Here is a 23,029-nt window from a genome sequence, read left to right as displayed (position 1 = left end):
CCGGCAATGCCCGCCATCGCTTCAGGAAATGTCGATCTGGTAGCGGAAGCCTTCTGCTGCTGCCTGGGACACGCGGTACTCCAGCGGGTTGCGGTCGTAACCCAGGGCCGTGCGCTGGATTATCACCACCGGCGCACCTTCCTCGATTGCCAGGTGGCGGGCACTGGCGGCATCGGCCGTACCGACTGTCAGTGTTTCCTTGGCCGAGGCTACGCACTGGCCACAGTGGGACTCGTAGAAAGGGTAGAGCAGGTCGCCGAAGGCCTCTGCATCGATATCCAGCAGGGCCATGAAACGCGCAGCTGGTAGCCAGATCTGCTCATGAAACAGCGGGCGGCCATCTACCAGGCGCAGGCGCTCGAGCCAGATGACCTGTTCTGCGTCGCCCAGCCCAAGGGCTTTGCTGACTTCAGCCGGCGGCTCGCGCAACTGCTTGTCCAGTATGCGGCTGATCGGCACCAGGCGCTGGCCGGTCGAATCCACCTGTCGGAAAAACCGAAACAGTGAACCCTCGAAGTCAGGGCGCCGCACGAAGGTGCCGCGGCCCTGGCTGCGCAACAGCAGGCCTTCATTGACCAAGGTGTCGACCGCCTTGCGCACAGTGCCGATGGCGACACCGTAGAGGCGGGTCAGCTCCGTTTCAGTAGGGATCGGTGCCCCGGGTAGCCACTGCCCGGCGGCGATCCTGGCGAGGATTTCTTCCCGAACTTGCTGATAAAGCGGTAGGCGCGGGTCTTGTCCGAGTATCCCGTTACTCATTGTGCGAAGGGTCCATGGCTGACGAGTTGGCGCTACTTTACCACCCGGGGCTCGATTGACAGAGTCGGTCGACTGAAGATATGGTCATATATTCATATATATGACTGCATGTTTGTATAAAAACACAGCGCTTCAGCTGCCATAACAATCGACCAGGGTTCGCTTCATGACCAACCCCTATCTGCCCGCCATCACCGGCGTCGATACCCATGCCCATATCTTTCGCCAAGACCTGCCGATGGTGGCCAACCGTCGCTACAGCCCGGACTACGATGCGCTGATCGAGCAGTACCTTGCTCACCTGGATCAGCATGGCCTGTCCCATGGCGTACTGATCCAGCCCAGTTTCCTGGGCACCGACAACAGCTTCATGGTCCAGGCCCTGCGCCGCTTTCCAGAGCGCCTGCGCGCTGTGGCGGTCGTCGATGCGACGGTCAGCGATCAGCAGCTGGATGCGCTGGCTGACGTTGGCGTGGTCGGTATCCGCCTGAACCTGATCGGCAAGCACCTGGCAGACTATGCCGGGCCCGAGTGGACCGCATTGTTCAAACGCCTGGCTGCGCGCAGCTGGCAGGTGGAAATCCAGCGTGGTTTCGATGACCTGGCATTGATCGTGCCGGCGATCCTCGCCTGTGGCGTGGATGTGGTGGTCGATCATTTTGGTCTGCCTGGCGAAGGGATCGACCCGCGAAAGGACAGCCACCGCACTTTCCTTCACCTGCTCAGCGAACCGAAGCTGTGGCTGAAGCTGTCTGCCGGGTATCGCAGCCAGACCGATCTGGCCAAAGCGCAGGTACTTCTGGCGCAGATACGGCAAGCGGCGGGTGGCCTGGAGCGCTTGCTGTGGGGTAGCGACTGGCCCAATACCCAGTTCGAACGCCAGACCAGCTACGCCGATCAGTATGCCTTCTTCGAAGCGCTGCTCCCCGATGCGGGCGAGCGTGCCCAGGTGCTGAGACTCAACCCGGCGAAGCTGTTCGGCTTCGACCGTTCGCGCTGATACTTACACAATAACAACAGGACACTTTCAACATGATGAGCATGCTCGTCGTCGCGGCCATCGTTGTCGCCGTGGCCCTCGGTTACAAGACCAAGATCAACATCGGCCTTTTCGCCATCGCCTTTGCCTATCTGATCGGCTGTTTCGGCATGGGCCTGAGCCCTTCGGAGGTCATCGGCCTGTGGCCGCTCAAGATCTTCTTCGTGATCTTCTCGGTCTGCCTGTTCTACAGCTTCGCCACGGTCAATGGCACCTTGGAGAAGCTGGCCGAGCACCTTATCTACCGCTGCCGGGCAGTGCCGCAGTTGCTGCCGTTCGCCGTGTTCTTCGCCGCCACCGTGATCGCCGCGATGGGGGCGGGGTACTACACCGTGCTGGCGTTCATGGCGCCGATTACCCTGCTGCTGTGCGAGCGTACCCGCATGAGCCTGATCGTCGGCGGCATGGCCGTGAACTATGGCGCGCTCAGCGGGGCCAACTTCATGTCCAGCCAGAGCGGCATCATCTTCCGCGGGCTGATGACCAATGCCGGCGTGAGCGACAACCAGGCTTTCATCAACGCGGCCGGTATCTTCGTCAGCACCTTGGTCATCCCATTGCTGGTGATCGGGGTATTTGTCTTCCTCACCGGCCATGGCCGCGCGTTGAAGGCTTCGGCCGTTGCTGTCGAGGCGCCAGCGGCGCTCAACAGCCAGCAGCGAACCACGTTGTGGTTGACCCTGGCGATGATGCTGATGGTGCTGGCTGCGCCGGTGGCCAGCATCGCCCTGCCGGGCAATGCCACGGTAGCCTTCATCAACGCCAAGGTGGATATCGGCCTGATCGCCAGCCTGTTCTCGGTGATCGCCCTGTTGCTCAAGCTCGGTGACGAACGCAAGGCCATGGCGACCGTGCCCTGGGGCACGCTGATCATGATCTGTGGTGTGGGCATGCTGATTTCCGTGGCGATCAAGGCCGGCACCATCGACATTCTCGCCTCCTGGATCGGCACCAGCATCCCGCCAATCATGGTGCCGGTGGTATTCGGTGCGGTGGCGGCATTCATGTCCATCTTCTCCAGCACCTTGGGCGTCGTGACGCCGGCGTTGTTCCCCATGGTGCTGCCGATTGCGCAGAACATGGGTATCGAGCCCATGATCCTGTTCATTGCCATCGTTGCGGGTGCCCAAGCCACCTCGATCTCGCCGTTTTCCTCCGGCGGCAGCCTGATTCTGGGCTCCTGCAGCAACGAGAAGAGCCGCGCTTCGTTGTTCCCGCAGTTGCTGTTCAAGGCGGCGCCCATCGGCTTCGTGGCGGCGCTGGCGTTCAATGTGCTGCTGACCTTCGTGCTCTGACGTTCAAAAGCATGAAAAAAAACCGCAGCCTGGCTGCGGTTTTTTCATGCCTGTCGTTGCAGTGACTAGAACCGGAACCGGCTGATCATCTGCTGCAACTGCCCACCCAGGCGCGCCAGTTCGACACTGGAGGCGGACGTCTGCTGGCTGGCCTGCGCCGTCTGCTCGGAAATATCCCTCACTGTCACCACGCTACGGCTGATCTCTTCGGCCACCGCGCTCTGCTGCTCGGAAGCCGCAGCAATCTGCTGGTTCATCGATTGAATCCCCGAAACGCGTTGGGTTATGCCTTCCAGCGCCACCCCGGCTTCACGCACCAGCGCCACGCTGCTCTGGGTCAGGCTCTGGCTTTCGTCCATCAGTTCGCTCACTGAACGGGTGCCTTCTTCCAGGCTACCGATGGCCGACTCGATTTCCAGGGTCGACGCCTGGGTACGCTGCGCCAGGCTGCGCACTTCATCGGCCACCACGGCAAAGCCACGGCCAGCCTCACCAGCGCGTGCTGCTTCGATCGCGGCATTGAGCGCCAGCAGGTTGGTCTGCTCCGCCACTGCCTTGATAACGTCCATGACCTTGCCGATACGCTGGCTCTCGTTGCGTAGCGCACCCATGGCTTGGCCAGTGGCGTCCACCTGGTTGGCCAGCCGGCCGATCTGCGCGACGGCGCGGTTGGCCACACTTTCCCCTTCGCGTGCTTCCTCGTCCGTGGCACTGGCGGCCTGCGAGGCCTCACCGGCGTTGCGCGCCACTTCATGCACGGTGGCGGCCATTTCCTGCATGGCCGTGGCAACCTGATCGGTTTCCACTTTCTGGCTGCTGGCGCCGGCGCTGGTCTGCTCGGTGATGGCCGACAGTTCTTCAGTGGCACTGGCAATCTGCGAAATACCGTCGCGCACCTGCGCGATCAACTCGCGCAGGTTGCCGGTCATGCCCTGCAAGGCATTCTGCAACTGGCCGACTTCGTCGCGGCGGCGGCTGGCCGGTTGCTCGCTGAGGTCTCCGGCGGCTACCTGCTGCATGGCACGCAAGGCCTGCTGCAGCGGCGCGCTGATCTGGCGGGCGATGATGAGCGCGGCAAAGATGCCCATGAGCAGCGCCAGCAGCGTGGTGAAGATCTGCAGGTTCTTGGCGAACTGGCTGTCGCTGACCACCGACACTGCCTGGGCGTCGAGCAGTTCACCGATCAGGCCTGTGAGTGTGTTTATGTCGCTGGCCATGGCGTTGCGGCACGCGACCAGCTTGCTCACTTCTCCACGGAAAGCTTCGACCGCCTCGGCATAGGCGCGAACCTGTTGGTTCAGGGTGGCGAACTGTGCGTCGAAGCTGCCATTGAAACGCGCCACCAGGCCTGGCAACTCGTTCACCGTGGTGGCGATCTGTGCGTTCATCAGTTTTTCGGTGTCGGCGTTGGTGTTACCGGTGTAGCCGCGTACGTGGTAGCGGAGCAGGATCAGGTTCTCGCGGATCTGGTTGATCGCTTCGCTGCGTACAACGCGTTGCTCGGCATCGGGCAGGGCGCGTACCTGGGTGCGAATGGCCTCGATGCTGGCGAACGAACGGGTGGCGAGGGCGCCCATTTCCTTTTGTGCCGCGCGCATTTTCTGGTACGACTGGAAGCTCTGCGCCTGGTTGGCGGCATACCCGCGAAGGGTCTGCTCGGCCTTGTCGATCAGCGCCAGGCTCTGTGGCTTGACCAAGGTCCCACGCAGTTTCGCCAGCGGCGTCTGGAACGCTTCAAGCGCGCCCTGCAACGCCTTGCCTTCGTTTTCTGCGCCATTGGCGATGGCGTGGCGCAGGCGCGCCTCACGCAGGTCGCCCAAGGCATCGTTGAGGCGCGACACCTCACTGACCACCTCGCTGCGGCGTACCAGGCTGCCCATGCCTTCCCAGCTGATCAGCGACTGGAGCAAGGTCAGGCCCAGCACCAGGCCGAAACCGAGGAAGAGTTTGTGGGCGATCCTGAGGTCGCCTATCCAGGTAAGCATGCTGCTGAGCTCCTTTTCTTGTGCGTTGGAGGAGACCGGAGGTCCGTTCCTTCTGGTAGATACAGTCATCTATATGTTTAATCGGCAGATGTAACAAAATCTGAACACTGATATCAAGAAGATTGGCGTCAAAATGCCATCATGCGGCGCCGCGGGCGCTGTGCCCGACGTGCCTGGCTTGCCAGCAGCAGGCGTTCGCGTGCAAATTTGTGGCTTATCGCGGCCTGCGTGCCTCAAATGACAAAAGCCCCTCAGGGAACAAGGACGATGAGTCATTCCTCGCAATTCACCTTGCTCGGCAAGCGGCGCTTCCTGCCGTTTTTCGTCACCCAGTCGCTGGGTGCCTTCAACGACAACCTGTTCAAGCAGTCGCTGATCCTGGCGATCCTGTTCAAGCTCAGCCTTGGCGACGGGGACCGCTCGATCTGGGTCAACCTTTGCGCGCTGCTGTTCATCCTGCCGTTCTTCCTGTTTTCGGCACTGGGCGGGCAGTTTGGCGAGAAGTTCGCCAAGGACGCCTTGATCCGCGCGATCAAGCTGGCCGAAATTGCCATCATGGCCATCGGCGCGCTCGGTTTTGTCAGCGATAACCTGCTGCTGATGCTGGTGGCGCTGTTCTGCATGGGCACCCAGTCGGCGCTGTTCGGCCCGGTGAAGTATTCGATCCTGCCCCAGGCGCTGCGTGAAGAAGAGTTGGTGGGTGGCAACGGCCTGGTGGAGATGGGCACCTTCCTCGCCATTCTCGCCGGCACCATTGGCGCCGGGGTGATGATGGCCAGCGACAGCTACGCCACGGTGGTGGCGGGCGGGGTGGTGGGCACCGCAGTGCTGGGCTACCTGGCCAGCCGCTGGGTCCCGCGTGCGGCGGCCGTATCACCGCAAATGCCACTGGACTGGAACATCTTCAAGCAGTCGTGGGTGATCCTGCGCATGGGGTTGGGGCAACCGCCCGCGGTGTCGCGTTCGATCGTCGGCAACTCGTGGTTCTGGTTCGTCGGCGCCATCTACCTGACCCAGATCCCGGCCTACGCCAAGGACTGGCTGCATGGTGACGGCACGGTGGTGACCTTGGTGCTGACCCTGTTCTCGGTGGGTATCGCCTTGGGCTCGTTATTGTGTGAGCGGCTCAGTGGGCGCAAGGTCGAGATTGGCCTGGTGCCTTTCGGCTCGTTTGGCCTGACGCTGTTCGGGCTGCTCTGGTGGTGGCACTCCGGTGATGTGCCGGCCGGCGCAGCGCCGCACGACTGGCTGGCACTGCTGGGCATGAGCCAGGCCTGGTGGATCCTGGTGTCGATCGTCGGCCTTGGGGTATTCGGCGGCTTCTATATCGTGCCGCTGTACGCGCTGATCCAGGCGCGCACCGCCGAGGGCCAGCGCGCGCGAGTCATCGCCGCCAACAATATTCTCAATGCCTTGTTCATGGTGGTGTCGGCCATCCTCACCATCGTCCTGCTGGGCCTTGCGGACCTGAGCATCCCGCAGCTGTTCCTGGTGGTGTCGCTGCTCAATATCCTGGTCAACGCTTACATCTTCAGGATCGTGCCCGAGTTCACCATGCGCTTTTTGATCTGGCTGTTGAGCCACTCGATGTACCGCGTGGAGCATCGCGACCTCGAACGCATCCCCGACGAAGGCGCAGCGCTGCTGGTGTGCAACCATGTGTCATTCGTGGACGCGCTGCTGCTCGGCGGGGCGATCCGCCGCCCGATCCGGTTCGTGATGTACTACAAGATCTACAACCTGCCGGTGCTCAATTTCGTGTTCCGCACCGCAGGTGCCATCCCGATTGCCGGGCGCAATGAAGACCAGGCCACTTACGAACGCGCGTTCGCCCGTATCGCCGAGTACCTGGCGGCGGGGGAGGTGGTGTGCATTTTCCCGGAAGGCAAGTTGACCGGCGATGGCGAGATCGATGTGTTTCGCGGTGGTGTCAGCCGCATTCTCGAAGAAACGCCGGTGCCGGTGATTCCACTGGCGCTGCAGGGGCTGTGGGGCAGTTTCTTCAGCCGCGATCCGGGCAAGGGGTTCTTCAAGCGCTTGTGGTCGCGGGTGACCATCGTCGCCGGAGCGTCCATCCCGGTGGAGGTGGCGCAGCCTGAGTTGCTGCGTGAGCAGGTCAGCCGCTTGCGCGGCGACCTGCGTTAGGCATAAGCCGTCAGCTGGCGCTGACTTTCAGGCCGATCAGGCCGGTAACGATCAGCGCCACACTGACCAGCCGCACCAGGGCCATGGATTCACCGAACAGGATGATCCCGGCGATCACTGTGCCGACGGCACCCACGCCGGTCCAGATGGCATAGGCGGTGCCCAGCGGCAGCTCTTTCATGGCCAGGCCCAGCAGGCCCAGGCTGATGACCATGGCGCCGACGGTTAGCACGGTGGGAAGCGGGCGGGTGAAACCGTCGGTGTATTTGAGGCCGACAGCCCAGCCGACTTCGAACAGGCCGGCGAAGAACAGGATGATCCAGGACATGAGTGAGTCTCCATCGTTTGAATGATGGGGCCGTCCCCGTAATGGTCACGCGGTGCGTCGTGAGGTCGTCCTCACCGTGGGCATGATAGTGCAGCTGCAAGCTGCAAGCTGCAAGCTGCAAGCAGTACGGCGTCGTATTGGGCGCCGCGGTACCGCTTTTGATTTTTCTTGCAGCTTGCAGCTCCAAGCCGCGTCAGACCCCTTGCGGAATCTCTTCGCCGCCCAGCGCTTCGAACAGCACCGGCAGGAATTCGCTGAAGGTCATCATCATCAGCAGGAAGCTGGCATCGAACTGCTGCGCCGCTTCATCGCCGCCATCCTGTTCGGCCTGCTCCTGCAGCAACTCCTCGAACTTCAGGCGCTTGATCACCATCTTGTCGTCGAGCACGAACGACAGCTTGTCCTGCCAGGCCAGGGCCAGCTGGGTGACCACCTTGCCAGTGCTCAGGTGCAGCTGGATTTCCTCGCCGGTCAGGTCCTGGCGCTTGCAGCGCACGATGCCGCCATCTTCGGCGGTGTCGCGCAACTCGCATTCATCCAGCACATAGAACCCTTCGGCAGCCTGCTGCGACTTGACCCAGTCGGTCATGGTCGCGGCCGGTGCGATCTTGACCGTGGCAGGGCGCACCGGCAGCGAGCCCATCACCTCACGCAGGGTCGACAGCAGGTCTTCGGCGCGCTTGGCGCTGGCCGAGTTGACCAGGATCATGCCCAGGCGCGGGGCGATGGCGGCGAAGATCATCGAGCGGCGGATGAACGCGCGCGGCAGGAAGGCCTGGATGATCTCGTCCTTGATCTGGTCGCGTTCCTTTTTATAGACCTTGCGCATCTGCTCGGTCTCGATCTCTTCGACCTTCTCTTTGACAGCATCGTTTACGACGCTGCTTGGCAGGATGCGTTCTTCCTTGCGCGCGGCAATCAGCAGGAACTCGCCGCTGACGTGCACCAGGGGAGCGTCTTCGCCTTTGCCGAACGGCGCGACGAAACCATAAGTGGTCAGCTCCTGGCTGGCGCAGGGGCGGGCCGGCTTGCTGGCCAGGGCGGCCTCCAGTGCTTCAGCCTCGAACGGGACATCCTGGGTCAGGCGGTAGGTCAGCAGGTTCTTGAACCACATGAGGGTGAGTCTCTCCTTAATGCATAAGGGGGGCATTATTCTCCGTGCAGCCGTTCCAGGCCAGCCCTGTCATCGGGCCAGCAGCCATATAGAGGAAAGAAACCGTAGACGGCGCTAGGTCTTTGAAAGGCCTGAGAATTTTTTTTAGAAAAGTTGAAAAATGTGCTTGCCAGGGTGGCGCTCCCTCCGTAGAATGCGCGCCACACCGAGACGAAGGGTGATTAGCTCAGCCGGGAGAGCATCTGCCTTACAAGCAGAGGGTCGGCGGTTCGATCCCGTCATCACCCACCACTCGATGTATAGCGCAGCGGTAGTTCAGTCGGTTAGAATACCGGCCTGTCACGCCGGGGGTCGCGGGTTCGAGTCCCGTCCGCTGCGCCATATTCCACTTCCAGGGCCCACTGAACACCCGGAAGTAACAAAAGAAGCGACCTTAGGGTCGCTTTTTTTGTTTGTGCTGTTTGAATCTTTTCAATTTTTTTTAAAAAAAACAGCCCAACGACTTGCCACGCTTGCGCTTGCTCCGTAGAATGCGCGCCTCACCGAGACGAAGGGTGATTAGCTCAGCCGGGAGAGCATCTGCCTTACAAGCAGAGGGTCGGCGGTTCGATCCCGTCATCACCCACCACTCGATGAATAGCGCAGCGGTAGTTCAGTCGGTTAGAATACCGGCCTGTCACGCCGGGGGTCGCGGGTTCGATTCCCGTCCGCTGCGCCATATTCCACTTCCAGGGCCCACTGAACACCCGGAAGTAACAAAAAAAGCGACCTTAGGGTCGCTTTTTTTGTGTCTGCGCCGTGCGCTCAGCCACGTGCTCTTCCTTGCGTAGCGTCAGCACCTCGACCCCATCCTCGGTCACCGCGACGGTATGTTCCCACTGCGCCGACAGCGTGTGGTCACGGGTAATCACCGTCCACCCGTCCTTCAAGGTCCGCGTGCCACGCCCGCCCTGGTTGATCATCGGCTCGATGGTAAACACCATGCCCGGCTTGAGCTTCATGCCCATGCCGCGCTGGCCGTAATGCAGCACCTCTGGCCCTTCATGCATTTGCTGGCCAATGCCATGGCCGCAGTACTCGCGCACCACGTTGTAGCCCGCCGCCTCGGCATGGACCTGGACGGCGTGGCCGATGTCGCCAAGCGTCGCCCCCGGGCGCACCTGCTCAATCCCCTTCCACAAGGCCTCATAGGTGGTGTCGACCAGGCGCCGTGCCTCATCGCTGACCGGGCCCAGGCAATACATTTTCGACGAGTCGGCGATGTAGCCGCCTTGTTCCAGCGTGATGTCGACGTTGATGATCGACCCTTCACTCAACACCTCATCGGCCTTGGGCATGCCGTGGCAGACCACGTGGTCCACCGAGGTATTGAGCGCGTAGGGGAAACCGTACTGGCCCTTGCTCGCCGGGCGCGCCTTGAGGGTGCCGACGATGAAGGCCTCGGCGCGGTCGTTGATCTGCATGGTGGTCACGCCGGGGCGGATGAAGGTATCGAGGTCGGCGAATACCTGGGCCAGTAAACGGCCGGCGTTGCGCATAAGGTCGAGTTGGGCGGGGGTCTTGAGGATCACCTGGGACATGTGGGTGCAAAATAGCTCTGAGGCGGAAAGCTTTCAGCATAGCGCCATGGGGCGCCCGGCTGCCACCTGATGGTGCGTCGGTCACCGTTTTGGGGCTGCTGTGCAACCGTTCGCGGCCCATGGCCAGCGCATGTAGGGGCGGCCTTGTGTCGCGAAAGGGCCGCAAAGCGGCCCCAGTGCACAGCTGGCCCAACAATTGCTGAAAGACCACCATCAAGGCCGTCAACGTCGACCGCCTTCAACCCTTCACGACAAAGGCGCCGTGTTGCCCTCGCTTGCCAAGCAAGCCGGGGGCAGCCGGCGCCTTTTGCGTTTGCACCAGGAGACCCCCCCATGGCCAGCACCGAAGTACGCAGCGTCTGCCCCTATTGCGGCGTAGGCTGTGGCATCGTCATGAGCGTGGCCGATGGCAAGGTCAGCAAGATCAGCGGTGACAAGCTGCACCCGAGCAACTTCGGCCGCCTCTGCACCAAAGGCCTCACCGCGCACCTGCCCCTGACCGCCGCCGGGCGCATGGAAAGTGCCTTTGTACGCCAGCAACGCGACCATGAACCGGCGCGCAGCAGCATGGACCAGGCCATCGCCCAGGCTGCCGAGCGCCTGCGCGGCATCATCGACCAGCACGGCCCGGACGCCGTAGCGCTTTACGTCTCCGGGCAGATGTCACTGGAGGCCCAGTACCTGGCCAACAAACTGGCCAAGGGCTTTATCCGCACGCGCCATATCGAGTCCAATTCACGCCTGTGCATGGCCAGCGCCGGCAGCGGCTACAAACTCTCGCTGGGGGCCGATGGCCCGCCCGGCAGTTACCAGGACTTCGAGCGTGCCGAGGTGTTCCTGGTGATCGGTGCCAACATGGCCGACTGCCATCCGATCCTCTTCCTGCGCCTGCTCGACCGGGTAAAGGCTGGAGCGAAACTGATCGTTGTCGACCCGCGGCGCACCGCCACCGCCGACAAGGCCGACCTGTTCCTGCAAGTGCGCCCCGGCAGCGACCTGGCCCTGCTCAACGGCCTGCTGCACCTGCTGCACCGCAATGGCCAGACAAACCGCGCCTTCATTGCCCGCCACACCGAGGGCTGGGAGGCACTGCCGGCCTTCCTCGAGGACTACACGCCTGAGCGCGTCGCGGCCATCACCGGCCTTGCAGAAGATGACATCCGCCAGGCTGCCGCGTTGATCGGCAGCGCGGGTGAATGGATGAGCTGCTGGACCATGGGCCTGAACCAGAGCGTGCACGGCACCTGGCATACCAATGCGCTGTGCAACCTGCACCTGGCCACCGGCGCCATCTGCCGCCCCGGCAGTGGGCCGTTCTCGCTGACCGGCCAGCCCAATGCCATGGGTGGCCGTGAGATGGGCTACATGGGGCCGGGGCTGCCGGGCCAACGTTCGGCGCTGATCGACGCCGACCGTAGTTTTGTCGAAGCGCAATGGGGCCTGGCACCGGGCAGCCTGCGAGCAGAAAGCGGCGAGGGCACGGTAGCGCTGTTCGAGCAGATGAAAACGGGTGAAGTGAAGGCCTGCTGGATCATCTGCAGCAACCCGGTGGCCAGCGTCGCCAACCGCCAGCAGGTGATCGATGGCCTGTGCCAGGCGCAGCTTGTGATCACCCAGGATGCCTTTCTCGACACCGAAACCAACCCTTACGCCGACATTCTCCTGCCCGCCGCCCTCTGGGCTGAAGGTGAGGGCGTGATGATCAACAGCGAACGCAACCTCACACTGATGCCTCGCGCCGTGGCTGCACCAGGCCAGAGCTTGCCGGACTGGCAGATCATCGCCCGGGTCGCCTGTGCCATGGGTTATGCCGAGGCCTTCGATTACCCCGACGCCGAAGCGGTGTATGACGAAATCCGCCGCTTCCACAACCCGCTCACCGGCTACGACCTGCGTGGGGTCGGCTACCCGCAACTGCGTGACAAGCCGCACCAGTGGCCTTGCGCGCCGGGCCGCGTGGACGACCGCAGCCCCGTGCGTTACATCGAAGAAGGCGCACCCTCGTCCCTGGTGTTCCCCACAGCCAGTGGCAAGGCCCGCTTCTTCGCCCGGCCCTGGCTGCCCGCGCCGGAGCTGCCGGACGCCGATTACCCGCTGGTGCTCAATACCGGCCGCGTGCAACACCAGTGGCACACCCTGACCAAGACCGGCAAGGTACCGGCGCTGAACAGGCTGGAGCCCGGCCCCTTTGTCGAACTCCACCCCGAGGATGCCGCGCGGCTGGGCATCCAGGACAAGGACCAGGTGGCGATCCGCTCGCGGCGTGGCCGGGCCGTGCTGCCGGCGCGTGTCAGCGACCGGGTCATGCCGGGCAATTGCTTCGCGCCGTTCCACTGGAACGATGTGATCGGCGAGCACCTGGCAATCAATGCCGTGACTTGCGATGCGGTCGACCCGCTGTCGCTGCAGCCTGCCCTCAAGCACTGCGCCGTGGCCCTTGAGCGGGTTGCCGGCGAGCGCATCGATGCCCTCGACCTTGGCACCACCACCCTTGCCCCGGAGCCTGCCCGCGTGCTGCTGGCCATGCCCCCCGGCCCGCCCCGACATCAGGTGTTGTGGGCCTCGCAGACCGGCAATGGCGAGGCGCTGGCCGAGCGCTGCGCAGAGCGTTTGCACGGCGCAGGGCTGCAGGTACAGCTCAGTTGCATGGAGGCGGTCAGCCCAAGCCAGCTGCAAGGTGCGGCCAGTGTGCTGCTGATTGCCAGCACCTTCGGCGATGGTGATGCGCCCGACAGCGCCACCGCGTTCTGGCGGGCGCTGCAGGGCGAGGAGGGCGCCCACTGCGCCGAGCTGCCTTATGCCGTGCTGGCCCTGGGCGACTCCAGTTACGCCCAGTTCTGCGGGTTTGGTCGCAAGCTCGACCAGCGCCTGGCCGAACTGGGCGGGCGCCGCCTGCTGCCGCGGGTCGATTGTGAACCGGATTTCGATGAGGCCTTTGCCACCTGGCTCGACGCGCTGTTGCCCGAGCTGGGCAGCGCTGGCGTAGCGCTACCGGTCAACGAGCCCGCACTGGCTGCGCCCTGCAGCAAGCAACGGCCGTGGGCGGCTACCCTGCTGGAAAACAACCTGCTCAGTGGCCCCGGCTCGAGCAAGGAAACCCGCCAGTTGGTGTTCGATATTCAAGGCAGCGGCTTCACCTACGCAGCGGGCGATGCGCTGGGCGTGTGGCCCCGCAACTGCCCGGCGCTGGTGGAGGAATTGCTGGCGCTGATGCAGCAGGACGGCAAGACCCAGGTCCAACTCAAGGGCCAGCCGCCCATGCCGTTGGCCCAGGCACTGGAGTCGCACCTGGAAATTGCCAGGGTCACCCCACAGCAACTGCAGGTGTTCAGCCAGCAGGCTGACGACCTGCGGCACCTGTTGCAGCCTGAACGCAAGGCCGCACTGCAGGATTGGCTGTGGGGCCGGCAGTTGGTCGACGTGCTGCGCGCGTTTGCACAGGACCTGCCGCTGGCAACCTGGCTCGACCTGCTCAAACCCCTGCAACCGCGGCTGTACTCGATCAGCTCAAGCCCGATTGCCCACCCCGGCCAGGTGCATCTGACCGTCTCTACCGTACGTTATGGCCAGCGAAAAGGGGTGTGCTCAAGCTTCCTCGCTGACCGGGGGCAGGCTGCGAAGGTGGCGATCTTCCCCCAGGCGTCCAGGCATTTCCGCCTGCCTGATGACGATGATGTACCGCTGATCATGATTGGCCCCGGTACAGGCATCGCACCGTTTCGTGCGTTCCTCGAAGAGCGCGAGGCGCGGGGTGCAAAAGGGGAAAACTGGCTGTTCTTCGGCGAGCAGTATGCAGCCACCGACTTTTACTACCAGGAGCAGTTGCAGGCCTGGCAAGCGAGCGGACACCTGCGCCTGGATACGGCGTTTTCCCGCGATCAGGCAGAAAAAATCTATGTGCAGCAGCGGATGCGTGAGCAGGGTGCGCAGGTATGGCAGTGGCTGGAGGCGGGGGCGTACTTCTATGTCTGTGGTGATGCTCAGCGCATGGCCAAGGATGTGGATGCTGTGCTGCGCGAGATCATTGCCGAGCATGGGGGCGTGGATGCCGATGCCTATGTGGAAGGTTTGAGCAAGGCCAAGCGGTATCGGCGGGATGTGTACTGAAATGCTCCAGGATGGGGAGCAACGCACCTTGAATGTGCATGGTTTGGGCTGGCGCTATCGCCGGCAAGCCGGCTCCTGCACGGGCTCCGCTGCTCTCAAGCCCTGTGCTGCAGCCGTGGGCGCCGGCTTGCCGGCGATAAGGCCGGGCCAGGCAACATAACTGGCACATTCCGTGCTTTATCTCCAACACAACAAGCCCCACTGATCAACGGCGATCAACCGGGGGCAACCGTGATGAATACAGGCAAAGGCGCCTGGAGCTTCGGCTCCAGGCGCTTTTTTTTTGATCGAGGATCGGCTTATGAAGGCAACAGCGAGCAGCGGGCAACGAGAGCGACTGGTCATCGTCGGCAACGGCATGGTGGGCCACCATTGCGTCGAGCAACTGGTCGAACGCGGCGCGCTGGCGCGCTTCGAGCTGCGTGTGTTCGGCGAGGAGCGCCAGCGCGCCTACGACCGCGTGCACCTGTCTGAATACTTCGGCGGCAGCTGTGCCGAAACCCTGGCGCTGTGCGAGCAGGGCTTCTATGGCGTCAACGGTGTGCACCTGCACCTGGGTGAAGCGGTGCTGCAAATCGACCGCGAGCGCTGTGAAGTGGTTACCGCCGAAGGCCGCTATGGGTATGACCAGCTGATCCTGGCCACCGGTTCCTACCCCTTCGTGCCCCCGATCGAGGGCTCCAGCGGCAACGCGCGCCTGGTCTATCGCACCCTCGACGACCTCGACGCGATACGCGCCGCTGCCGTTGATGCCACCCGTGGCGTGGTGGTTGGCGGCGGCCTGCTGGGCCTCGAGGCAGCTAATGCCCTTAAGTCCCTGGGCCTTCAAGCGCATGTGGTGGAGTTCGCCCCGCGGCTGATGCCGGTGCAACTGGATGCTGAAGGCGGCGCCGCGCTCAAGGCGCAGATCGAAGCCCTGGGCGTCGGCGTGCACCTGTCGCGCGCTACCCAGTCGATCAGCGATGGTGAGGCCTACCGCTACCGGATGAATTTCGACGGTGGCGAACACTTGGAAACCGACCTGGTCGTGTTCTCTGCCGGCATCCGCCCGCAGGACGCCCTGGGCCGTGCCTGCGGCCTGGAGATCGCCGCGCGCGGCGGGGTGGTGATCGACAATCACTGCCGCTCCAGCGACCCACGCATCTTCGCCATCGGTGAATGCGCCTCGTGGAACGGCAGCGTGTTCGGCCTGGTTGCTCCGGGCTACAGCATGGCGCGCAACCTGGCGGCGCTGCTGCTGGGCGAGGCGGCCGGGGAATTCACCGGGGCCGACATGTCGACCAAGCTCAAGCTGCTGGGCGTCGATGTCGGCTCCATCGGCGACGCCCATGGCGCTACGCCCGGCTCGCGCAGCTACCGCTTCATCGACGAGGCCAACGCCGCCTATCGCCGGCTGGTGGTCGATGCCAGTGGCAAGCATGTGCTCGGTGCGGTGCTGGTGGGCGACAACAGCTACTACGACACACTGCTGCAATACGCCCAGAACGGCATCGCCCTGCCTGCCGACCCGGCGGCGCTGATCCTGCCGCAAAGCGGTGGCGCACCGGCCCTGGGCGCCGATGCGCTGCCTGACAGCGCGACCATCTGCTCCTGCCACAACGTCAGCAAGGGCGCAGTGTGCGCAGCGATCGACAGTGGTTGCGCCGACCTTGCCGCGGTCAAAGGCTGCACCAAAGCGGCTACCGGCTGTGGCGGCTGCGCGGCGTTGCTCAAGCAAGTGTTCGAGCATGAACTCACCGCCCGTGGCGTGACCGTGGACAAGAGCCTGTGCGAGCACTTCGCCTACACCCGCCAGGAGCTGTACGGGCTGGTGCGGGTGGGTGGCATACGCACCTTCAACGATTTGCTGGCGCGCCATGGCAAGGGCCATGTCGGCTGCGACATCTGCAAGCCGGCGGTGGGCAACATCCTCGCTTCGTGCTGGAACCAGCCGATCATGGACCCTGCGCTGGTGCCACTGCAGGACACCAACGACACCTTCATGGCCAACATGCAGAAAAACGGTACCTACTCGGTGGTGCCGCGCATTCCCGGCGGCGAAATCACCCCGGACAAACTGATCGTGATCGGTCAGGTGGCCAAGAAGTACGACCTTTACACCAAGATCACCGGCGGCCAGCGCATCGACCTGTTCGGCGCCCAGTTGCACGAGCTGCCGCTGATCTGGGGCGAGCTGATCGAGGCCGGCTTCGAGACTGGCCACGCCTACGGCAAATCGACCCGCACGGTGAAGTCCTGCGTAGGCAGCACCTGGTGCCGCTACGGTGTGCAGGACAGCGTCGCCATGGCGCTGCGCCTGGAGGACCGCTACAAGGGCCTGCGCAGCCCGCACAAGCTCAAGTTCGCGGTCTCTGGCTGTACGCGCGAATGTGCCGAGGCGCAAAGCAAGGACATCGGCGTGATCGCCACCGACAAGGGCTGGAACCTTTACGTCTGTGGCAATGGCGGCATGCGCCCACGGCATGCCGAACTGTTCGCTACCGACCTGGACGACGAGACCATGGTGCGCCTGATCGACCGCGTGCTGATGTTCTACATCCGCACCGCCGACAAGCTGCAGCGCACGTCGGTATGGCGCGAAAGCCTGGACGGCGGCCTGGACTACCTCAAGCAGGTGATCCTCGACGACAGCCTGGGCCTGGCTGCCGAGCTGGAAGCGCAGATGCAGCATGTGGTCGAGCAGTACGAATGCGAATGGGCCAACGCCCTCAACGACCCGGAAAAGCTCAAGCGCTTCCGTACGTTCGTCAACGATCGACGCGCCGACCCGGACGTGCATTTTGTCCGCGAGCGTGAACAGCGTCGCCCCGCTGCACCCCTGCACCTGATCCCTACCGTCGAGGAGGCTGTGTGATGAACCTGTCCAATGCTGCTGTGGCAAAGCAACCCAACTGGCAAGCGGTGTGCAACACCGATGACCTGGTCGCCGACTCTGGTGTGGTGGTGTGGCTCGATGGCACCCAGGTCGCCTTGTTCTACCTGCCTGGGCAGGCGCAGAGCCTGTACGCGGTGGACAACCGCGACCCACGCTCCGGAGCCAACATCATTGGCCGCGGGCTGGTGGGCAGCCTGCAAGGCGAGCTGGTGGTGGCAGCACCGCTGTACAAACAGCACTTCAGCCTGCACAGCGGTGCGTGTCTGGAAGATCCCGGCCAGCGGCTACGTGTGTGGCCGGTACGAATGAACGGGGAGGCGGTGGAAGTGGCAGTGGCCTGATCCCGGCTCTTGCCTGTCTCTTGCTCTTGCTCTTGCTTTGCTTTTGCTTTTGCTTCTAAGCGCGCGATAGCTCAGGCGCCGCCGATTGCGACTTCAGGAGGCCGAGCGCAGGTCTTGCGCAGGGAGGTGACGGGCATGGATGCCCGTCAAGCGCTGCGGCCCATGGATGGGCCGTCAGCGCGGTCCTCCCGGGAGCAAGGCCGGAGCGAGGGAACCCCGGAGCGCAGCGTAGGGGCCGGATGATGGGAGCCGACGGTTTTGGTTACTTTGGCCACGACCAAAGTAACCCGCCGTAAGGGCGGAAAGGTGAATCAGCGCCTCCATGGCGAATGGATATTCACCCGATCTGAAAGCCGCCAGCCGCCAGCCGCCAGCCGCGCGACCCGGATACGCCACAGGTGGCGATGCGGTAAGCTTGGCGCATGAACCTCGACACCCGCATTAAGTACCGCCACCTGCTGTGCTTCCTGGAGATTGCCCGGCAGGGCAGCCTGGCCAGGGCCGCCGACATTCTGGCGATCAGCCAGCCGGCAATTTCCAAGACCCTCAAGGAGCTTGAAGACCTGCTCGAGACGCGCCTGTTCGAGCGCAGCCGCCAGGGCGTCGAGCTGACCCCGGCCGGCACCCGCTTCATGCATTACGCCGGGCCCAGCGTACAGGCCCTGCGCGATGGCGTGAGCAGCTTGCGCGGTGAAGCGCGGGCGCCGTCGCAGGTGCGCATCGGCGTGCTGTCCACGGTCGAAGGCCTGCTGATGCCCGAGGTGCTGTGCCGCCTGCATCAACGCCATGAAGCGTTGCTGATCAGCGTGGTGACCGGCGCCAGTGCACAGTTGCTCGGCCAGTTGCGCCTGGGCGAACTGGAACTGGTGGTCGGGCGCATGACCGACAGCCCACAGATCCAGGGGTTGTCGTTCGAACACCTGTACAGCGAGTCGATGGCCCTGGTCGTGCGCCCCGGGCACCCCTTGCTGGCCAGTATGCAGGTAGACCGATCACGCGTTGGCCGTTATCCACTGGTGCTCCCACCACCGGGCACTACCATTCGCCAGCACGCCGACAGCCTGTTCGTGCAATGCGGCATTCAACTGCCGGCGCAGCGCCTGGAGACCCTTTCGCTGGCCTTGAGCCGCCGCTACCTGCTGGGCAGTGATGCCGTATGGGTGGCGCCGCGTGATGCGGTGCTGCTTGACCTGCGCCGCGGTGAGTTGGCCGAGCTCGATCTGGGGGTGCGGGAGCCAGGCGGGTCGGTGGGCATCTGCCGCAATGCCGCCTTGGCGCTGAGCCTGCCGGGGCAGTGGGTGTGCGATGTATTGCGGGAAGTGGCGGGGCAATATCGCGAGCGTTTGTACCCGTAAACTTCGTTGTAGCCGAGCGTTCCTGGCCCAGAAACGCTCGTGTGGTGTACGTCCCAACTGTTATCAAGCGGTTCGCAAAGACACCGCGACCACACAAGGAACAGTGGAACCTCGCGCCTCTTCGTCACGGCCATTGATCAACAAGCGCTTGTTGCCTGGATCGAGCGTGACCGTCGATCCCGATGCATAGAAGCCATCCTCTGGCACTTGAGCACCGACCTGGCCATAACCGAGAGGCGGGACGAAGCGGGTGTCAAACGTGCCATCCGAGGTCAAGCTAAAGGCAAGCGTATATGTGTAGAAACTACCGTAGCCGACCAGGCCATCGCCTGTCTCTACTCCCGCATACCAACCGCCCGGTTGGTCAAACACCAGCGCTTCGCCGCCGTTGAACTCACTGGCCGGCATGCCCGAATAGTCGATTCGGTAAACAGTCGGGTGGCTGATATCTTCATCGAGGTCGTACAGTTCCCCGTAGAAAGTGATTCGTTCCGCGACGGGGTCTACGGAAAAACCGTTATTGATGATCCATGGCGCGGACCAGTGCTGGCCATTGTTGCCAAAGGCATTGTCCACTTTCCCGTCGGTGGTCAAGGCTGTGGTGACGCCATACGCGTCTTCCCCCTGCATCAGATACAAGGCCAATACAAGGTGCTGCGAACCTGAGGGGGGCGTAAAACTGGCAATGCCGTCGATGATGTGTGAGTGGGTATCGGGAATCAGCTTGCTGACATCGAGGATGCCATCAGCGCCAAAATCCAAGCGCAATGCGCCGTCACGGTCCAGCCCGATCACCACCGGTTCGAATTTCTGTGGGCCGCGACGCAAGCCTGTGACGAAAATATGGTCTTTCGCCAAAGCCAGGTGCTCCAGCAGCAGTTCCTCCTTGACCAATGCATGGGTAGCAACGTACCCCTTGCCCTCACCAAACGTCAGATCCGGTTGCCCTTCGGCATTCAGTTTCCAAAGGTGACTGGCTGACTCCCCCTGCACCGGGACAACGATCAGTAAATTACCTGCATCATCTTCTGCGATGCTCTCGGGTGCCTCATAGGCTGCGCTTGCAGTCTTGTTGAAATCGAAAATTCCATCGCCATTGAAGCTGCCATCCAGCTTTCCGTTTTGTTTCAGGCAAGCCACGAAGACCCTGGCGTCCTCAGTGTTCGGGTTGAAGCTTTCACCGATTACATAACTGCGTCCATCGGTGACCATGCTGTTGATGATTGCAGTGCTGTCGGCACGAGACCCGGCGCTTTTTTCAAGGATGTAGGCAATCCCATCGATGCCATAAGCACCATCGATGGGAGCTTGTGGCAACTGCATGGATGCTTGGGCCAAGGTTGGGGGCACGCGGGTTGAGCGGGCAGGCTTTCGTGAAGTGTTCATGACTTTTCCTTGGTGATGAGTGACCGCTGGGCATCAAGGCTTCACGCCGTTATCAGCCATCGCGGCTCACTCAGATGCGGCTGGATGCATTGCAGGGCCATTGGAGGCCAGGCTCGAATCCGGCGCTACTGGCAGAAATGCCAGGGCGGGGCTGGTCGCTGGAAGAGCCAGTTTTGCAGGGGCGCCCGCTGTGCATATGGTCAATACTGGCCAAACGCCCGTAAGGTTGTGTGCAAGCGCGTTGTCGAGTGAACTTACTCCATGAAACCCGCTCTTATGCCGGTAGCCATTGGTAATGGCCGCCTGATAAGCTCGCGGCTTTACCCTGATTGCCCATATGGCGCATGAACAAGGAAATAGCATGAAACAGCATCGTTTGGCGGCTGCGGTTGCCCTGGTAGGCCTGGTACTGGCTGGCTGTGATCAACAGGCCAGCAGCCCCGAGCTGAAAACTCCGGCACAGAAAGCCTCCTACGGTATCGGCCTGAACATGGGCAAGAGCCTGGCTCAGGAAGGCATGGAAGACCTTGATTCCAAAGCCGTCGCCCTCGGCATCGAAGACGCCGTTGGCAAGAAAGAACAGCGCATCAAGGACGAAGAGCTGGTAGAAGCCTTCACCTCGCTGCAGAAGCGCGCCGAGGAGCGTCTGGCCAAGGCCAGCGAAGAAGCCGCCTCCGCAGGCAAGAAGTTCCTCGAAGAAAATGCCAAGAAGCCAGGTGTGGTCACCACCGCCTCGGGCCTGCAGTACGAAGTGGTCAAGAAGGCCGACGGCCCGCAGCCCAAGCCGACCGATGTGGTCACTGTCCACTACGAAGGCAAGCTGATCGATGGCAAGGTGTTCGACAGCTCGGTAGAGCGTGGCAGCCCGATCGACCTGCCGGTCAGCGGTGTCATCCCAGGCTGGGTCGAAGGCCTGCAACTGATGCACGTTGGCGAGAAGTACAAACTGTTCATCCCGGCTGAGCTGGCCTATGGCGCACAGAGCCCAAGCCCGCTGATCCCGGCCAACTCGGTCCTGGTGTTCGACCTGGAACTGATCGCCATCAAAGACCCGGCCCAGCTGCAGGGCGACGCGCCTGAAGCTCAGGCACCTGCCGAAGCTCCGGCTGAAGCACCTGCCAAGTAATACTGGCTGGTAGTGCACAACGCCCCGCTCGCCGGGGCGTTGTCGTTTGTGCATCAGGCATCGGGCCGAACCTCGTGGCCAGGAGATTGTCCGAGAAAGGGCAGTGTGAAGAAGCAGGAGGCTTCTGACGCAAATCGTTTGCGGTTCTGAAACGACTGTGTAAAAAACGCCCGATCTGACCGAGGCCCTTGCTTTACAGGCACCTGCCGTCAGAAACTTCGCCCTGTTCACAAGGTTATCCACAATAAATGTGGATAACCTCTCCCTGCTGGAGGCTACATGAGCGCACCCTGGAATTTCGCCCGCTTCCTGCCCTTGGCCGAGCGCCTGCTTAGCCGTGGCCGCTTGCCGGCTTTGCTGTTCGCCGTGGCCCGCAAAGGCCCGCGCCTGGGCCAGTTGCGTGAAGACATCAAGCTGTTGCAGTCGCTGTGCCTGGCCTGGTGGCGTGGCGAGTACCGGGCGATCAGCCCCAAGGCACTGGTGACCATCGTCGCCGGCCTGCTGTACTTCGTCAGCCCCATCGATGCCATCCCCGACTGGCTGCTGGGCGTAGGCTTTCTCGATGATATCGCCGTGCTCGGCTGGGTGCTGAAGACCGTCTCCGATGAGCTGGCGCGTTTCAAGGCCTGGCGCGACAGCCAGGCACCCGAGCGCCTGCGCGTGGTCGAGCGCTTGCCCGACACCCCTGAAGCTTTGCGCCTGGAGCGTAAAACGCACTGAAATCGAGCAGATCCCCACAGACCCCCGGGCTTGGTAATATAATTGGCATAAGGGTTATGCCTACGGATTACATGCGGTAATCCTACGTAAGGGGGTTGTAATGGGTATTCAGGTCATTAGCCGGGACGGTCAGCCCGAGTACGCAGTCGTTCCCTGGGAGCAGTATCAGGCGCTGCTCAAGGCGGCCGGCCAGGCGCCTGCCGAGGCGGTTGGCGAAACCAGCGATCACAGTGCGGCAAGCGCCAGTTTGCCCGCCTTCAGCGAAGTGGCGCAGCTGCGTGAGGCCAAAGGCATTGCGCCAGAGCAATTGGCGCGAAATGTGGGTGTAAGCCCCGCCTACCTGGCGATGATCGAGTCGGGTGAACGCCAGCCGGATGCGGCGATCCGCCGTGCCCTGGCCTGGCACTTGGGTGTGGCGGGCTGGAGCGAGCCGTCATGAGCCAGGTCAGGATCAGCCGTCAGCATTGGCAAAGCTTGCTGGATGAGCTTGACCTGGCCCGCCGTCAACGGCATTTGCTGACTTACCGCGCGCTGATCGAGCGTTTGCAATTGCCCAGCCCGGCCATGCAGACGCTGACTGCAGCGCTTGAATACCTGGCGGTGCTCGATGCCCGTGCCGAGCAGCCGCTGCGCAGCTCGCTGGTGATCAGCCAGGGCGCCAGCCGCCTGCCGCGTACCGGCTTCTTCGAATGTGTGGAGCGCCTTGGGCGCTTCTCCGGGCCGGTCGACGGCATGGAGGCAGCGTCGTGGCATGCTTCGGAAGTTGTGCGGGTATTCGAGTACGCCTACCCGGAGATTGCCTGACAGGCCGATAGACCTGCCCCGCCAAACTCCCACCAACGCCACACACCGAAAACAGAAGGGGCCGGGCACT

General features: G+C 62.9%; 17 protein-coding genes, 4 tRNA genes and 1 pseudogene. 15 read left to right on the top strand and 7 right to left on the bottom strand.

Features of this window, described 5'->3' with window-relative positions; genetic code table 11:
- Positions 1-21: 21 nt before the first annotated feature.
- Entirely contained in the window at positions 22-759 is a 738-nt protein-coding gene (locus tag ACEWE8_RS12285) for a GntR family transcriptional regulator (protein WP_046787429.1), read from the bottom strand.
- 166 nt (positions 760-925) lie between these two features.
- Between ACEWE8_RS12285 and ACEWE8_RS12280 the strand changes: the two genes are divergently transcribed.
- Both ACEWE8_RS12280 and ACEWE8_RS12275 read left to right on the top strand, forming a co-directional pair.
- The gene (locus ACEWE8_RS12280; RefSeq protein ID WP_046787428.1) at positions 926-1,759 is read left to right on the top strand and encodes an amidohydrolase; all 834 of its coding nucleotides are present in this window, start codon (positions 926-928) and stop codon (positions 1,757-1,759) included.
- Positions 1,760-1,791: 32 nt separating this feature from the next.
- Positions 1,792-3,093 carry an SLC13 family permease gene (locus tag ACEWE8_RS12275; protein ID WP_046787427.1) on the top strand — a complete coding sequence of 434 codons (1,302 nt, stop codon included), beginning with the start codon at positions 1,792-1,794 and terminating at the stop codon, positions 3,091-3,093.
- A gap of 65 nt (positions 3,094-3,158) precedes the next feature.
- On the opposite strand, the gene ACEWE8_RS12270 is transcribed toward ACEWE8_RS12275, so the two are convergent.
- Both ACEWE8_RS12270 and ACEWE8_RS12265 read right to left on the bottom strand, forming a co-directional pair.
- On the bottom strand, positions 3,159-3,872 hold the full coding sequence (locus ACEWE8_RS12270) for a methyl-accepting chemotaxis protein (protein WP_371316832.1): 714 nt from the start codon (positions 3,870-3,872) through the stop codon (positions 3,159-3,161).
- A gap of 141 nt (positions 3,873-4,013) precedes the next feature.
- Positions 4,014-4,973 (bottom strand): annotated as a pseudogene (locus ACEWE8_RS12265) (methyl-accepting chemotaxis protein); the annotation flags it as partial.
- 372 nt (positions 4,974-5,345) lie between these two features.
- Here ACEWE8_RS12265 and ACEWE8_RS12260 point away from each other — a divergent pair.
- On the top strand, positions 5,346-7,223 hold the full coding sequence (locus ACEWE8_RS12260) for a 1-acyl-sn-glycerol-3-phosphate acyltransferase (RefSeq protein ID WP_046787425.1): 1,878 nt from the start codon (positions 5,346-5,348) through the stop codon (positions 7,221-7,223).
- 10 nt (positions 7,224-7,233) lie between these two features.
- Here ACEWE8_RS12260 and sugE read toward each other — a convergent pair whose 3' ends face one another.
- Both sugE and rdgC read right to left on the bottom strand, forming a co-directional pair.
- Positions 7,234-7,551, bottom strand: coding sequence for a quaternary ammonium compound efflux SMR transporter SugE (sugE, locus tag ACEWE8_RS12255; protein WP_012313171.1), 318 nt, complete (start codon positions 7,549-7,551; stop codon positions 7,234-7,236).
- A gap of 193 nt (positions 7,552-7,744) precedes the next feature.
- Positions 7,745-8,665, bottom strand: coding sequence for a recombination-associated protein RdgC (gene rdgC / locus ACEWE8_RS12250; RefSeq protein ID WP_046787424.1), 921 nt, complete (start codon positions 8,663-8,665; stop codon positions 7,745-7,747).
- A gap of 215 nt (positions 8,666-8,880) precedes the next feature.
- Between rdgC and ACEWE8_RS12245 the strand changes: the two genes are divergently transcribed.
- The 4 genes from ACEWE8_RS12245 (at position 8,881) to ACEWE8_RS12230 (ending at position 9,383) form a co-directional block, all read left to right on the top strand.
- A tRNA-Val gene (locus ACEWE8_RS12245) sits at positions 8,881-8,956 on the top strand.
- Between the two features lie 13 nt (positions 8,957-8,969).
- Positions 8,970-9,046: transfer RNA gene (locus tag ACEWE8_RS12240), tRNA-Asp, on the top strand.
- 171 nt (positions 9,047-9,217) lie between these two features.
- Positions 9,218-9,293 (top strand) — tRNA-Val (locus tag ACEWE8_RS12235).
- Positions 9,294-9,306: 13 nt separating this feature from the next.
- Positions 9,307-9,383 (top strand) — tRNA-Asp (locus ACEWE8_RS12230).
- A 52-nt stretch (positions 9,384-9,435) separates the two neighbouring features.
- Here ACEWE8_RS12230 and map read toward each other — a convergent pair.
- Positions 9,436-10,245, bottom strand: coding sequence for a type I methionyl aminopeptidase (map, locus tag ACEWE8_RS12225; RefSeq protein WP_046787423.1), 810 nt, complete (start codon positions 10,243-10,245; stop codon positions 9,436-9,438).
- 333 nt (positions 10,246-10,578) lie between these two features.
- On the opposite strand from map, the gene ACEWE8_RS12220 reads away from it, so the two are divergent.
- The 4 genes from ACEWE8_RS12220 to pcaQ all read left to right on the top strand — a co-directional run bounded on the left by ACEWE8_RS12220 (position 10,579) and on the right by pcaQ (position 18,923).
- Positions 10,579-14,352 carry a bifunctional nitrate reductase/sulfite reductase flavoprotein subunit alpha gene (locus ACEWE8_RS12220; RefSeq protein ID WP_046787422.1) on the top strand — a complete coding sequence of 1,258 codons (3,774 nt, stop codon included), beginning with the start codon at positions 10,579-10,581 and terminating at the stop codon, positions 14,350-14,352.
- A gap of 301 nt (positions 14,353-14,653) precedes the next feature.
- On the top strand, positions 14,654-17,206 hold the full coding sequence (gene nirB / locus ACEWE8_RS12215) for a nitrite reductase large subunit NirB (RefSeq protein WP_046787421.1): 2,553 nt from the start codon (positions 14,654-14,656) through the stop codon (positions 17,204-17,206).
- Positions 17,206-17,568, top strand: a complete 363-nt coding sequence (nirD, locus tag ACEWE8_RS12210; RefSeq protein ID WP_046787420.1) for a nitrite reductase small subunit NirD — start codon at positions 17,206-17,208, stop codon at positions 17,566-17,568. Before nirB ends, nirD begins: the two co-directional genes overlap by 1 nt.
- 422 nt (positions 17,569-17,990) lie before the next feature.
- A complete protein-coding gene (pcaQ, locus tag ACEWE8_RS12205) occupies positions 17,991-18,923 on the top strand; it encodes a pca operon transcription factor PcaQ (protein ID WP_046787419.1) in 933 nt (310 codons plus the stop codon).
- Between the two features lie 63 nt (positions 18,924-18,986).
- On the opposite strand, the gene ACEWE8_RS12200 is transcribed toward pcaQ, so the two are convergent.
- Entirely contained in the window at positions 18,987-20,309 is a 1,323-nt protein-coding gene (locus ACEWE8_RS12200) for a hypothetical protein (protein ID WP_046787418.1), read from the bottom strand.
- Between the two features lie 361 nt (positions 20,310-20,670).
- Here ACEWE8_RS12200 and ACEWE8_RS12195 point away from each other — a divergent pair, with 361 nt between their 5' ends.
- The 4 genes from ACEWE8_RS12195 to ACEWE8_RS12180 all read left to right on the top strand — a co-directional run bounded on the left by ACEWE8_RS12195 (position 20,671) and on the right by ACEWE8_RS12180 (position 22,959).
- A complete protein-coding gene (locus ACEWE8_RS12195) occupies positions 20,671-21,435 on the top strand; it encodes an FKBP-type peptidyl-prolyl cis-trans isomerase (protein ID WP_012313179.1) in 765 nt (254 codons plus the stop codon).
- 279 nt (positions 21,436-21,714) lie between these two features.
- Positions 21,715-22,155, top strand: a complete 441-nt coding sequence (locus tag ACEWE8_RS12190) for a YkvA family protein (protein WP_012313180.1) — start codon at positions 21,715-21,717, stop codon at positions 22,153-22,155.
- Positions 22,156-22,255: 100 nt separating this feature from the next.
- Positions 22,256-22,594 (top strand): helix-turn-helix transcriptional regulator, encoded by a 339-nt coding sequence (locus ACEWE8_RS12185; protein WP_046787417.1) that lies wholly within the window; start codon positions 22,256-22,258, stop codon positions 22,592-22,594.
- Complete coding sequence (locus tag ACEWE8_RS12180; protein WP_012313182.1) at positions 22,591-22,959, top strand: hypothetical protein; 369 nt, start codon at positions 22,591-22,593, stop codon at positions 22,957-22,959. The genes ACEWE8_RS12185 and ACEWE8_RS12180 overlap by 4 nt, the downstream gene beginning before the upstream one ends.
- The last annotated feature ends 70 nt before the right edge of the window (positions 22,960-23,029 follow it).

The sequence above is a fragment of the Pseudomonas sp. TR47 genome (assembly GCF_044143025.1).
Classification (GTDB): domain Bacteria; phylum Pseudomonadota; class Gammaproteobacteria; order Pseudomonadales; family Pseudomonadaceae; genus Aquipseudomonas; species Aquipseudomonas putida_E.
The sequence above is the reverse complement of the archived record's forward strand: the minus strand, read 5'-3'. Positions and strand labels throughout refer to the sequence as shown.